18 protein-coding genes and 1 pseudogene are annotated in these 11,602 nt (G+C 41.6%); all 19 read right to left on the reverse strand.

Translation table 11 applies throughout. The annotated features are described in order from the left end of the window. Nucleotides 1-1,111, reverse strand: a pseudogene (locus K5Q34_RS11100) (phage tail tape measure protein); the annotation flags it as partial. Nucleotides 1,112-1,129: 18 nt separating this feature from the next. After that, nucleotides 1,130-1,261: a hypothetical protein gene (locus tag K5Q34_RS11880; RefSeq protein WP_014638109.1), complete on the reverse strand. Its 132-nt coding sequence runs from the start codon at nt 1,259-1,261 to the stop codon at nt 1,130-1,132. Nucleotides 1,262-1,293: 32 nt separating this feature from the next. Beyond that, on the reverse strand, nt 1,294-1,713 hold the full coding sequence (locus K5Q34_RS11105; RefSeq protein WP_024414205.1) for a hypothetical protein: 420 nt from the start codon (nt 1,711-1,713) through the stop codon (nt 1,294-1,296). A 10-nt stretch (nt 1,714-1,723) separates the two neighbouring features. Continuing rightward, a complete protein-coding gene (locus tag K5Q34_RS11110) occupies nt 1,724-2,293 on the reverse strand; it encodes a major tail protein (RefSeq protein WP_014636346.1) in 570 nt (189 codons plus the stop codon). A 1-nt stretch (nt 2,294) separates the two neighbouring features. Continuing rightward, nucleotides 2,295-2,621 carry a hypothetical protein gene (locus K5Q34_RS11115; RefSeq protein ID WP_125069794.1) on the reverse strand — a complete coding sequence of 109 codons (327 nt, stop codon included), beginning with the start codon at nt 2,619-2,621 and terminating at the stop codon, nt 2,295-2,297. Between the two features lie 6 nt (nt 2,622-2,627). Next, nucleotides 2,628-2,996 carry an HK97 gp10 family phage protein gene (locus K5Q34_RS11120; protein ID WP_221865010.1) on the reverse strand — a complete coding sequence of 123 codons (369 nt, stop codon included), beginning with the start codon at nt 2,994-2,996 and terminating at the stop codon, nt 2,628-2,630. Continuing rightward, nucleotides 2,989-3,327, reverse strand: coding sequence for a head-tail adaptor protein (locus K5Q34_RS11125; RefSeq protein ID WP_205032532.1), 339 nt, complete (start codon nt 3,325-3,327; stop codon nt 2,989-2,991). The genes K5Q34_RS11120 and K5Q34_RS11125 overlap by 8 nt, the downstream gene beginning before the upstream one ends. Continuing rightward, complete coding sequence (locus tag K5Q34_RS11130) at nt 3,327-3,584, reverse strand: head-tail connector protein (protein WP_205032547.1); 258 nt, start codon at nt 3,582-3,584, stop codon at nt 3,327-3,329. Before K5Q34_RS11130 ends, K5Q34_RS11125 begins: the two co-directional genes overlap by 1 nt. A gap of 2 nt (nt 3,585-3,586) precedes the next feature. Further along, nucleotides 3,587-4,792, reverse strand: coding sequence for a phage major capsid protein (locus K5Q34_RS11135; protein ID WP_105140858.1), 1,206 nt, complete (start codon nt 4,790-4,792; stop codon nt 3,587-3,589). 18 nt (nt 4,793-4,810) lie between these two features. Continuing rightward, nucleotides 4,811-5,506 (reverse strand): head maturation protease, ClpP-related, encoded by a 696-nt coding sequence (locus K5Q34_RS11140; protein ID WP_221865011.1) that lies wholly within the window; start codon nt 5,504-5,506, stop codon nt 4,811-4,813. Further along, on the reverse strand, nt 5,499-6,782 hold the full coding sequence (locus K5Q34_RS11145; protein ID WP_221865012.1) for a phage portal protein: 1,284 nt from the start codon (nt 6,780-6,782) through the stop codon (nt 5,499-5,501). Before K5Q34_RS11145 ends, K5Q34_RS11140 begins: the two co-directional genes overlap by 8 nt. Before the next feature lie 57 nt (nt 6,783-6,839). Beyond that, a complete protein-coding gene (locus tag K5Q34_RS11150) occupies nt 6,840-7,184 on the reverse strand; it encodes a hypothetical protein (RefSeq protein ID WP_221865013.1) in 345 nt (114 codons plus the stop codon). Nucleotides 7,185-7,321: 137 nt separating this feature from the next. Next, complete coding sequence (locus K5Q34_RS11155) at nt 7,322-7,660, reverse strand: type II toxin-antitoxin system RelE/ParE family toxin (RefSeq protein WP_014636337.1); 339 nt, start codon at nt 7,658-7,660, stop codon at nt 7,322-7,324. Next, nucleotides 7,660-7,962 (reverse strand): type II toxin-antitoxin system RelB/DinJ family antitoxin, encoded by a 303-nt coding sequence (locus K5Q34_RS11160; protein WP_014636336.1) that lies wholly within the window; start codon nt 7,960-7,962, stop codon nt 7,660-7,662. The genes K5Q34_RS11155 and K5Q34_RS11160 overlap by 1 nt, the downstream gene beginning before the upstream one ends. A 59-nt stretch (nt 7,963-8,021) precedes the next feature. Further along, nucleotides 8,022-9,614 (reverse strand): terminase large subunit, encoded by a 1,593-nt coding sequence (locus K5Q34_RS11165; RefSeq protein WP_221865014.1) that lies wholly within the window; start codon nt 9,612-9,614, stop codon nt 8,022-8,024. Then, the gene (locus K5Q34_RS11170; RefSeq protein ID WP_044679090.1) at nt 9,611-10,084 is read right to left on the reverse strand and encodes a phage terminase small subunit P27 family; all 474 of its coding nucleotides are present in this window, start codon (nt 10,082-10,084) and stop codon (nt 9,611-9,613) included. Before K5Q34_RS11170 ends, K5Q34_RS11165 begins: the two co-directional genes overlap by 4 nt. A gap of 282 nt (nt 10,085-10,366) precedes the next feature. Further along, nucleotides 10,367-10,579: a DUF4314 domain-containing protein gene (locus K5Q34_RS11175; protein ID WP_221865015.1), complete on the reverse strand. Its 213-nt coding sequence runs from the start codon at nt 10,577-10,579 to the stop codon at nt 10,367-10,369. Nucleotide 10,580: 1 nt separating this feature from the next. Further along, nucleotides 10,581-10,829: a hypothetical protein gene (locus tag K5Q34_RS11180; protein WP_099870658.1), complete on the reverse strand. Its 249-nt coding sequence runs from the start codon at nt 10,827-10,829 to the stop codon at nt 10,581-10,583. A gap of 72 nt (nt 10,830-10,901) precedes the next feature. Then, nucleotides 10,902-11,602: DNA cytosine methyltransferase (locus K5Q34_RS11185; protein WP_221865016.1), on the reverse strand; the 701-nt coding region annotated here is incomplete at its 5' end.

Here is an 11,602-nt window from a genome sequence, read left to right on the forward strand (position 1 = left end):
CTTCGATGGATTTGTCGTAAAATGCTGCCCCATCAGCCGCTGCTCTGGTGGCACGAGTGGTCAGATCCAAAGCCTGAGCCGTATCCATCCCAGAGGTTTTGGCAAAGGAAGCCATCTGAGTGAAGGAACCTTGAAGACGCTCTGGAACAATGTCCATCTCTTCCCCAATCTTATTGAGTGCATCCTTAGCAGCATTCTCCATATCTCCAAAGACGGTAGAGAATTGGGCATTGCTGGCTTGAAGTTGAGCTGCCGCAGACATGGACTCTGTTCCGACTTCGAAGATTTTCTGAGAGATGTCTGCAAGCTTCTCACTGGTCGCTTGAAGTGCCTCAGCCCGAATGGTGTCAGACATGGCTTTCATGCCATCTTGAGCACCATCGGCAGAGGATTTGGTCTCATCCATCTCGTTGTTCAGGTTATTGAGAGCGGTCTTTGCTTGATTCAACTCAGCTTCCATCTTATTGGCTTCAATGGAATTCTCACCATATTCCCTCTTTGTCAAGGCTAGTTGCTTTTCGAGATTGGAAATTTGTTTAGAAACAATTTCTGACTGTGCTCCAATCTTTTGTTGGGCTATGGCATTGCGTTCTGCTTCAGAACTATTGGATGACAAAGCACTTTCTTGTAGCTCAAATTGAGACGTGACCTTGTTCATCTCACTTGCTAATTGCCCCTGCTCCACTTGGAGTTTATCTAATTGTTGAGCCGCTGAACTACTGGCTCGACCGTGATTCTCAAGTGTTGATGACACATCAGCTAACTTAGTTTCATAGGACGTTAGCAGCCTTTGAGTAGTTTCCACCTCACGTTGAAAGGCACGGTACTGGTCTGCCCCAATATCCCCAGCCTTAAATTGAGCTTCCACCTGTGATTGGGCTTGACGGAGCGTTGCCAATTTTTCTTTGGTTGTCTCAACTTGTTTAGCTAACACTTCCTGCTTTTGAGTGAGGAGGGTGACATTTCCTGTATCAAACCTGAGAGCCTTATCAATCTGTCTTAATTCTTTGGTAGCTTCAGATGCTTGTTTGTTTACACCCTTAAGTGCATCTTGTAAGGGTTGGGTATCGCCACCAATTTCAATCGTAATTCCCTTTATGTTTCCAGCCATAGTCCCTCCTTTCTACCATCAGAAATTATCAAAATCAGCTTGAGTTGCTGGGCGTGTTTGAGAAGTTTCTCGAGTACGCATCTCCACATAATCCGTTTGGTAGTCAAGTGCCATCCCAATAGAGATATGTTTTAAATCGTCAATGGTCAAACCAGTCTCCTTACAACAGGAGAAATAGCTCTCTACTGTGAAGATTTCCTCACTCGCTGTTTCTGTTTCATCTGCTTTTTTCTGGTTGACATCCCTTGGTTCAACATATTCATCAAGACAGGGGCTACTTCCTGAACTGGAAATTCCTCCAATTCCATGAAGAAATCCACAAAAGGTTTCACACGAGGATTGGCAGATTTGGCAAAAACCCAAAAAAGACGATGGAAAAAGGTCATATCAAAGTCAGATAAGATAGACACATCAACCTGACTTGCCTTGAGTTCTTCCCCTTCCTCCAGCTGGTCTAGCTTATCCAAGATAGCTTGACTATTGACCATAGAAAAGAGATCTTGGAAATAGTCCTTACCAAACTGCTCTTTATAAGCAATTGGGGTATAGGCATTGGTTGCTAACTCGTAGGTTGTGCCTGCTATGGTAATACTTTCTCTCATGGCCTACTCCTTACTTACGAGGTTCAAAAACTGCCTTGAACCAGTTTTGACGAATCTCATCACTCGTTTCCTCCGTTGTTCGTCGACGTACAACCTTATCAAGAGGGCGAGGACTGGCAGTAAAGGTCAACTCTACCTCATTGATATCCGAACCTGACTTGGTTTTTGAACCAACAGTCGGACGAGATGCGTAACAATAATACAAAACGTGTAATGTTTCTTTCTTATCCCCTTCAAATCGGAACATCAACGCAAAATTTTTCTTTTCGCTGTTTGCGATTTCTGAGATGGTATTTGTCGTCGCATCCAACTGTTCTCCAAGGACTCGAGTCAAAAATTCCTGCGTTAGAAGAGCAACTTTTAGTGTTCCTTCATAACCATCGTTTGACTCCGTTGTATAAAAATTGATATTGTCTGCCTTATAAGAACCCTTGTCTCCTGTTGGTTCAAGGGTTAATTCTGCAGCACCACGAAGACGTTCCACATTGCCGTATGTCAACGTACCATCAGAACCTTCGCTTGTAACTTCTGCCCAATGGACATCTTGTAGTCCAAAGGTGACCTTATTCTTTTCAGCCATACTATCCTCCATGTAATGTGATGTAATAGGTTATTTGGTAGAGTTTCTCTGATGAGATATAGGTCTCTACTTTTTCAAAATAAATAAGGTGGCTGTCAAATAATGACTCCACCTTTTGTTCAGTTGCTAAATCTTTCTTAGTGGTATAGAGTTCCACTTGCAGGTTATTCTGCTTATGATAGGTCCAATTGTCTGCACCATGATTATCTGAATCAGTCACCAAATATACTAGATACGGTGGTCTTGGACGACTCCCTTCTTCAAAATGATGGTAGGCGACTGGGAGCTGTAATTCTTTGAGAATGGAGTACATTTCACTTAGTAACATGTCTTATCACACTCGCTTTCTCAGCTTTTCTTCTAAGGATTGTATCGCTTGTTTCTCAACGGGAGTGATATGCTTGATTCCCTCAACTCGCCCACCAGAGCTTTTGGCATGACCATTTTCTAATAGATGCGTCAAACCTGGCGTTCGATTATGAATGGTTTTGGTTAAACCTGTACTGGTATCAATCGTTGCTTTACTCTTCCACCCTTTGGCATAAGATCCACTCTTTCTAGGTGACGTTGCTCTCAAGGTTTCGATGGATTCCTCAGTGACTTCCTCTACAACTTCACGCATCACCTCTGTGGTATCCTGCACATACTCAGCCAGCTCATTTGCGATGGCAGATTCTAGTGCACCCAATTCAATTCTAGTCATAACTCTCCTCCTTAATGGCGACGATGTAAATCAGTTGCCTTGGTACTGTATCTCCATCAATCGACTCAATCTCATAGGTTTGACCACGAAATTGAATGTGAGTCGTTAAGGAATGAAGTCCAAGAATTGCCTTATCATACCTGAGGGTGAACTGGACTTTCTCTTGTTCCAGTTTCGTCACACTCCCATCCCTTTCGGTCAAGGTGAGAGGACGACAAGAGCACCACCGTTCAAATAAAGGGAGCCATGTCGAAGTTTCATTGCCAATCTCATCTTGAACAATCTGTCGAACATGAAATGACAATCGTTCCCTCAAAGGTGCAATCTTCATCAGAACACATCCTTTCGTTCAGCCAACAACAAGTGATAAAGCGATTCTTTCAACTCCTTATGATTTGCATCTTCTCTATGTTCATAAAGATAGGCAACCCCGTATAGGATTGCCGTCTTTAGAACTTCTGAATAAATTGATCGTCGCAAAATATCTTCACAGAGTTGTTGACTGGTTTCAAGCAATTGCTCAATCAGTCCATCCTCATCATCGTGTTCCACTTTGAGATACTGTTTTGCTTCTACTAAACTGACCATCATTACTTAGCCTTCACAGTTAAAGTCTTAACGGCTTCAGGTAGGACTAACTTACCATCCACACGTTGTGAAGCAAGAAATCCAATCTGTCCATTATTGGCATAGAGTTCATTCAGACGTTTGAAGGTACGTCCCTGACGATCCGCAATCCAATAATAAGAGAAATCACCAAATGCAATGGCTTTATTTCCTGCTTCAGGAAGTGGGGCAAAGGTTGATGTGTAGTATGGACGATTTAAAATCAAATCTGGTTGTCCAGCTTGAGTGGATGGCTGCCAAATGTAATTGCCATTGTTATCCTTGAGTTTACGGATAGCTTTGACAGTCGTATCATGTAAAATCCAAACTGCGTTCTTACGGTATGGGGCAGGGAGAGAATGATACAGTTCAATCATGTCGTCAAAGGTAATATCCTTTGTAGCAGTCGTTGGACCTGTAACTTCTGCCTGAGTAAAGATTCCAGTTGGTTTCTTAGAACCATCACCAATCAAGAATGCTTTTTCTTCTTCCGTTCCAATACGACGAGCAAATTCAGCTGTCATATAGGATTCAAGGTCGAAGACTGAATCGTTAAGCAACTCTTCTGAAATACGAATGGCAGTCCCAATCTTATGAGAGTCTAGTGTCACCTGACCAAAGGTTTCTTCTGTTTCTGGATAAAGACCATTTTCATCCATCCATGATGCTGAACCGTGTCCAGTCACAACAGGAATCTTACGCTCACCACTAGATGTTTTGATAACAGTCGCAAGGCTACGGAAGAAATTCTCTTCTTGTAATCCTTGAACTAGTTTCTTCTCATACTCATCAGGAACAAGATGACCACCTTCGGTATCTTCTCCTACTCGAAGGACATCTTTCACATCGAAGAAGTGACGTTTTCGGACACTTGTCCAAAATGTCTTGGCATAGCTATCTGAAGCCACACCTTTCTTTTCCTCTTCAGAAGTCTTGTCATTCAAAACTGTAGTGGGTTGCCCAATTAGAGCCTGTGAAGCTGGTTGAGAAAGTTCAAGGTCAATCTTTTCTTGTCGCTCCAATCGAGCAATCTCTTGATTGTAGAGGTTGATTTTTGCTTCCATATCATCATAGCGTTTGGAATCTTCCTCTGATACCAGTCCGTCTTCTGAGCGAACAGAGTCAAGGAAGGTTTTTGCTTGTTGCCAAGCTTGGTTACGTTTTTCTTTCAATTCAAGTAATTTAGACATCAGTTCATATTCCTTTCGTTATTTGAGCAAATTCAATCGTTTTTCCAACTGATTGATAGGGATTGTTTTAGTTGGTTGTTGGACTTCAAGTTTCGCCAGCATTTTTACAAGTAAATCTTGTTGGGCAGCATTTCGACTGAAAGAATAACTCTCGGTATCCATTCCCTGATCCTCTTGTTTGTCAAAGAGAATCTTGTCCGCAAAGCCTAGTTCAACTGCCTTTTTGGCATTGAACCAAGACTCTGAGTCCATGAGGTGCGAGAGTTTGGTTCTTGAAAGTCCTGTTCTTAGTTCGTAGGCATTGATGATGGATTCCTTAATTTCTCCCAACATTTCAATGACCTTCTGCATGTCCTTGGCTTCACCTTGTGCCACAGTCCAAGGGTTGTGAATCATCATCATGGCAACTGGACTCATAGAAACCGTTGTACCTGCCATGGCAATGACACTCGCAGCACTTGCGGCTAAGCCATCAATCACTACATGGACATCACCTTTGTAATCCATTAACATGTTGTAGATTTGAGCCGCCGCAAAAACATCACCCCCTGGACTATTAATCCAGAGGGTGATGTCTCCGTTTCCTGCATGTAAATCATTTTTAAATACCTGTGGTGTGACTTCATCACCAAACCACGTCTCATCTGCAATCTGCCCCTCTATTCGAAGAGTTCGACCACTATCATCTTCTGTAAAATTCCAAAATTTATGCATCCATATCCTCCTCAGATTGAGTTTCTTGTTCTGACGGTACTTGTTTCATAAAGCCGCCTGCATCCTTCAGTTTCGTCATGTTTCCATTTATCAAGTAGAGATTACCTCCTTCCTCATCTGAAAGGAGGTTTAAATCCTCAAGTTCACGTATATCATTTGTCGATAGCCAGCCATTTTGTCTCCCAATCGCATAGCCATTCATTCGACTCTGATAATCACCACGAAGAAGACCATCCACATTAAACTTCACAAAGTGTTTTTTCTTTTCTTCAGGTAAAAAAAGAGACCTTTTGAAAGCCTGTTCGAGACGAACTACCCAAGGGTCTAGGGTATATTTAACAAATTCTAGAGATTGTTGCTCAATGTTTGAAAATGAGGATTTCTCCAAGTCGCCAACCATATGAGGTGGAATTCGGTAGAGTCTTGCAATTTCATTGATTTGGAATTTTCTTGTCTGAAGAAACTGGGCTTCTTCAGGTGGAATGCCTACTTGAGTGTATTTCATCCCTTCCTCAAGAACTGCCACTTTATGGGCATTGGTTACCCCATTGTAGACTGCATTCCATGAATCTCTCACTCGTTTGGGATCTTTGAGAATACCTGGGTGTTCCAAAACTCCTCCTGGATTTGCACCATTCTTAAAGAATGAAGCTCCATAGTTTTCCGTAGCCAATGTCATACCGATAGCATTTTTTGCAAGGGCAATTGGAGAATAACCTATCAAGCCATCAAACCCTAGACCAGGTACATGGAGAACATCTTCTGCTTTCAATATAGCATCTCCCTTTTCCTTAAAGTTTGGGTTTTCTTCTGACTGACGCTTGTATTTGTAATAGAGCTTACCACTCTCATCCCGATGAACTGACATCTTATCTGGTAAAAGTGGGTAAAGACTGATAACCTGTCCACTCCTATCTCGGATAATCTGGACATAGGCATTGCCCCATATCAGTAAATGGGTCATCAAGGTTTCTCTAAAAACAAAGGATGACATCTCAGGGTTAGGTTCATCATGCAAGAGAAAATATAGGGGATGTTCCACCTTTTTCTCCTTTCCAGTTGCCGTTCTCTCATAAACATAAATGGGTAGTGAAGCTACTGCTTCAGCCAAGATGCGGACACAAGCATAAACAGCAGTCGTCTGCATAGCTTTAAACTCATCCACATTCTCCCCACTGGTCGTTCGTCCAAATAGATATGAAAAGTCCTGACCTTCATAACTATTTCGTGGCTTATCCCTAGCACGCTTACGTCCAAGTAAATCTAGTAGTCCCATAGTTCCTCCTTTTGAGTACGAAAAAAGCACCTCGATTGAAGTGCTTATCGTTTGTTCTTAGATATTTTTCATCTCTCCTTCTTCAAGAAGATACCATGTTCTATCACTTTCTTGAAAAAGATAAATGTAATCTGCCAAGGTATCCTCTGCCAATTGACTGATGTTACCGATGAAACGATGTTGCTGGGCATTCCCCTGTAAGTCATCGAGTTCAATTTTATCAAGACTATCTTCAAGCTGAATGATATTACCTTTCTGAAGTAATGCACGAATTTCTTTGCTTGATTTAAAGTGTTTCTTTAGAAGTTCCCCTGTGTATTCTGGATATCCTTCATACGCTACCTCGATTGTTTGTGCTGTATGGTTTTTAGTCAATAATCCAATCCGTGCTTTTGTTGCCATTGTCTTGTTCCCCCTCTTCTTTTTGTAGTCACATATTACCGTAGAAGCAAGGACTTATCAAGTCATTTTGGCGATATTATCAACTATTTTTTGAACACTTTGAATAGAAAAAGCACCTCCGCTTGGAGATGCCAATATTAGTTCACATCATTATCTTCTGCGATATCTCTCAATAATGCATCAATGTTAGAAGTACCATGTAATACTCGAAGTACAGTTACAACCTCTCCAACAAAACGATAAAATATAACATAGTTTTTAACAATAAGTTTTCGAATCACAATACCCTCACTCTCAAACCCTTCAAGAATAGGACAACGTTCTGGAAACGTTGATAAGGATTTGATGGATTGTTCAAAGAGATGGATATTTTTATCTGCTGTTAAGGGTGATTGTAGCTCTATCGCAATAAAGCGATAAATAGCAGTCAAATCGTCACTGGCTTGTTTTGTCAATCTCACGGGATATTCAATCATTAATTTACCCCTTTAATACCTTTGAAAAAATCTTCCGCCAATATCGTTTCTTCATGATCCGCTGAGTGATAGCTCTGCACCAACAGGTCTTTCAATTCACCAGCAGACAGTGGTGAGACATCCACAGAAGAAGGTGCTTGTGGTAAGGCAATATCAAACGGAATGCTTCGTGTCATAGAAACCTGCTTTAATAGTAGGGTAATCAATGTAGACATAGGCATTCCAAGCTCTTTCAAGACACTTTCTGCATTTAATTTATCATCCGAATCAACACGTACATTTAAAGTGGCTGTTTTTCCCATACTACTTCTCCTTTGAATTTTGTACTGCAATTGTAACGTATTTTGCTTTATTTTGTCAACTAAAAACTCAATATACCACGTTCATCATACACACTTCCTTCATCGGTTTGGTGACGAATACAACGGTCCAGCCCCATAATGAGTGCAACAATACCGTCAATCTTCTCGACTGACTTTTCCTTATCAGGCTTAATATTGCCAGCAGGGTCTTGTCTCATGACTACGTTTTGTCCCATCCATTTCAGAACTGGATGCCCACCATGTTGAATCTTGCCTTCCATCATAAGTTTATAGAGTTCCTTTGATGGTGGACTCATATCCTTGTATCCCTGACCGAAAGGCACCATGGTCAAGCCCATTCCTTCTAGATTCTGAACCATCTGTGTCGCATTCCAACGGTCATAGGCTATTTCCTTGATATGATAGATTTCCGATAAGTCTTCAATAAATTTTTCGATAAAACCGTAGTGAACGACATTACCCTCTGTAGTTTTTATGTAGCCCTGACGCTCCCAAACATCATATAGAACGTGGTCACGTCGACATCTCAGTTCCAATGCATCCTCAGGTAGCCAGAAAAATGGCAGAACGATATAGTTCTCTTCTTCAAATCTAGGAGGGAATACCAAAACTAAGGCTGTTATATCTGACGTACTAGAAAGGTCTAAACCTGCATAACAGCTACGACCTTTGAGACTATCATATTGGATGGGATTATTTCCCTTGGCATAAACATGTTCCGGAATCCAAGCAACACTTGAGCTTGTCCACATATTTAGACGGAGCTGCTTAAAGACATTCTCTTCTGCAGGATTGTCTAGTGCCTGCTGGTAGGCTTCTCTAACTCGGTCAATCCCAATAGTATACCCTAGTGAAGGGTTAGCCTTGAGCCAATTAGCTTCATCATTCCAATCATCTTCATCAGATAAACCATAAACCACTGGATAGAATGAAGTGTCTTTCTTTCTACCATTCAGAATATCCAATGCTTTGGTATGTAACTCATAACAGATAGAATTTCTATCCGTTCCAGCTGTTGTGATAATAAAAAAGAGGGGTTGTTCCCTTGCGTCTCCTGACCCCTTGGTCAATACATCATACAAATGACGATTAGGTTGAGCGTGGATTTCATCAAAGACCAAGCCAGATACGTTTAGTCCATGTTTTGTTCCAGTCTCTGCAGAAAGAACTTGGTAAAACCCAGCGTTAGAATAATTTACAATACGCTTGGTTGCTCCCATTATCTTTGAACGCTTTTCCAAAGGGCGACTCATCTGCACCATTTGCTTGGCTACATCAAACACGATTGACGCTTGGTTTCGGTCACAAGCCGCACCATAAACTTCTGCACTGGCTTCATTATCCGCATATAATAGATATAGAGCAATAGCTGCCGCTAACTCAGACTTGCCATTCTTCTTTGGAATTTCTATATAGGCTGTTAGGAATTGACGATTACCATCTTCCTTGACAATTCCAAATAGGTCACGGACAATCTGTTCCTGCCACGGCAACAAATCAAATCGCTTTCCAGCCCACTTGCCTTTGGTGTGGGAGAGGTTATTGATAAATGTTACTGCCCTATCAGCCTTTGCCTTATCATAGTGTGAGGTTGGAAGCATGAATGGACTTGGTTCATAATGATAGCTCATAAAATTCCTCCTAACAAATCTTCCATTTCATCACCAGTACCAACTTCTGAATCCATCGTTGCTAGACGGTTTCGTGCTGAAGGTGTCAAACCAAATTGTTCACAGAATTTAAGCATGATTTTTAGGTTGGTCTGGCTGATAGAGACTTGAGGAACTTGTTGGAGGTAGCCATTCGGAGTTTTGATAATGGAGCCATGCTTGGAAAGGAACTCTTCTGCCTCTTTCCAGCGAGCGTATGCTTGACAGTAACCTGCAAAAGCAGTCATGTCCATTTCGGTTAAAATTCCCATCTGTTCGAGAATTTTTCCCATCCGTTTCCACTCCTTCTTTGCATCATCTTCAAGCCACTGTGGGCAACGTGGGGCTTTTTGTTTGGGTTTGACTTCATTCGAAGGGAGTGGTCGCTTACCAGGATTTCCCTCAAGTATTTTCATATTCGTAGGCTTTGGTTTCCGACCCCTGATTGCCACAATCTCACCTCCTTTAGAGTAAGAAAAAAAGAACTCAATTCGAGTTCCTTCTTAAAGTTCATTAAAGTTATCAAGAACAGCCTGACAAACTGTTCTATCAATGTCGTCCATGTTATCTATTTCATTCCCATATCTATATTGGTAGATATATTCACCATCTCTCCTGATAGTCAGTATTCTAATCCAAGCACCGTCTATATTTCTTGGGTCTGTTGTGTCTTCACGGAGAAACTCACAAACGTAATGTCGGTTTCAACCGTTCGAGTCATAATTTCCCCCATCTCAGATTACCTTTTCTACGATATCAATTCCATACAAAACATTTAGGCAACTGCCATTTTCCCACTTAACTAAGAGTGAACCAATGTCATCCACTCCAATCACAATTCCAAGTGTTCCTTTGGGTACTGGATGTGGGTCATCCATTTTTACTAATCTAACCTTAGTCCCAACAGGATAGATTGCCTTTAGGTTATTGAAAATTTTTGCGTCCATGTTATTCTCCAATCTTTTCAAATGCCCACTTAACTGCATGTCCAAAGTCTTCGAATGTTCCTGCTTCTTGGTAAATGCGGTCAAATCTGCGTTCGAAGTTTTCAAACTCTTCAAGACTATCAGCCGTTTCGTAAATCTCAACTTCTGTTCCTTTATATCCATTCGATGCAACGATGACCCAATCTTTGTAAGGAATGATGCTTGCGGTTGCTGGGTAGATTTCGTAAATTTTTTCAAGTGTTGTTGTCATGGATTTGTTCTCCTCTTCCTTTGTTGTGTACATATTAACTCTAAAGGAGACATATATCCAGTCATTTCTCGATTATTTTGAAGATATTTTCGATAATTCTTCGCTTGCTAGAATGGCACAACCAATGGCATAGACAACTGTTACCGTCACACCATTTCCAGCCTGTTTATATAGTTGAGCATCGGAGTTTACTGCTTGGGCTTTCTCGAACAAATCATCCGAAAAACCTTGTAGGCGAAAACATTCTCGAGGGGTTAAGCGTCTGATTTTTACAATTCGATCATTCCAAACCACAGCACCCATTTGACCACCACAGGAGAGGTTATGGGCAATTCCCTTCCCAACTCTTGCTCGTCTCGTTGGCGAGTTGGGATAAGATAAATCTACCGAATCTCCAACCTCTGCAACTTGATAACCTTGCTTCGTACCATTTCTGACCTTGATGCCTTCAAGAACACCATGGCGGTCTTGAGAGGTCAATGTGAACATTGGTTCATCCTGTTCTTTGAGCCTACGTCCATTTTGACGTTTGTGGATTCGATTGGGTGTCAGAATGGGTTGAATTTCGAGTACTCCAGAGTTCATCGCAGTCCGCTTTGTAGCTCCAGCAGTATATCGTGCAGTGATACAACGTGCCTCATCTGTTAACTTTGGTTCTGTCAAAGATTGGTCAATTAGATAAAGACCTGTCTTAGCACCTAGTCCTCCACCCTCACCAACAAGAGTTGTGGCAATTCCACTAGGGTCGTAGACACGGTAGCTTTGCATACCAC

Origin of the sequence: Streptococcus sp. 2018110 (assembly GCF_019754115.1) — a bacterium.
GTDB classification, from domain to species: Bacteria; Bacillota; Bacilli; order Lactobacillales; family Streptococcaceae; genus Streptococcus; species Streptococcus hashimotonensis.

Bases quoted from the DNA above. Each gene is read 5' to 3' on its own strand.
- K5Q34_RS11105 (WP_024414205.1), bottom strand. From the start codon at position 1,713: ATGAGAGAAAGTATTACCATAGCAGGCACAACCTACGAGTTAGCAACC.
- K5Q34_RS11110 (WP_014636346.1), bottom strand. From the start codon at position 2,293: ATGGCTGAAAAGAATAAGGTCACCTTTGGACTACAAGATGTCCATTGG.
- K5Q34_RS11115 (WP_125069794.1), bottom strand. From the start codon at position 2,621: ATGTTACTAAGTGAAATGTACTCCATTCTCAAAGAATTACAGCTCCCA.
- K5Q34_RS11120 (WP_221865010.1), bottom strand. From the start codon at position 2,996: ATGACTAGAATTGAATTGGGTGCACTAGAATCTGCCATCGCAAATGAG.
- K5Q34_RS11125 (WP_205032532.1), bottom strand. From the start codon at position 3,327: ATGAAGATTGCACCTTTGAGGGAACGATTGTCATTTCATGTTCGACAG.
- K5Q34_RS11130 (WP_205032547.1), bottom strand. From the start codon at position 3,584: ATGGTCAGTTTAGTAGAAGCAAAACAGTATCTCAAAGTGGAACACGAT.
- K5Q34_RS11135 (WP_105140858.1), bottom strand. From the start codon at position 4,792: ATGTCTAAATTACTTGAATTGAAAGAAAAACGTAACCAAGCTTGGCAA.
- K5Q34_RS11140 (WP_221865011.1), bottom strand. From the start codon at position 5,506: ATGCATAAATTTTGGAATTTTACAGAAGATGATAGTGGTCGAACTCTT.
- K5Q34_RS11145 (WP_221865012.1), bottom strand. From the start codon at position 6,782: ATGGGACTACTAGATTTACTTGGACGTAAGCGTGCTAGGGATAAGCCA.
- K5Q34_RS11150 (WP_221865013.1), bottom strand. From the start codon at position 7,184: ATGGCAACAAAAGCACGGATTGGATTATTGACTAAAAACCATACAGCA.
- K5Q34_RS11155 (WP_014636337.1), bottom strand. From the start codon at position 7,660: ATGATTGAATATCCCGTGAGATTGACAAAACAAGCCAGTGACGATTTG.
- K5Q34_RS11160 (WP_014636336.1), bottom strand. From the start codon at position 7,962: ATGGGAAAAACAGCCACTTTAAATGTACGTGTTGATTCGGATGATAAA.
- K5Q34_RS11165 (WP_221865014.1), bottom strand. From the start codon at position 9,614: ATGAGCTATCATTATGAACCAAGTCCATTCATGCTTCCAACCTCACAC.
- K5Q34_RS11175 (WP_221865015.1), bottom strand. From the start codon at position 10,579: ATGGACGCAAAAATTTTCAATAACCTAAAGGCAATCTATCCTGTTGGG.
- K5Q34_RS11180 (WP_099870658.1), bottom strand. From the start codon at position 10,829: ATGACAACAACACTTGAAAAAATTTACGAAATCTACCCAGCAACCGCA.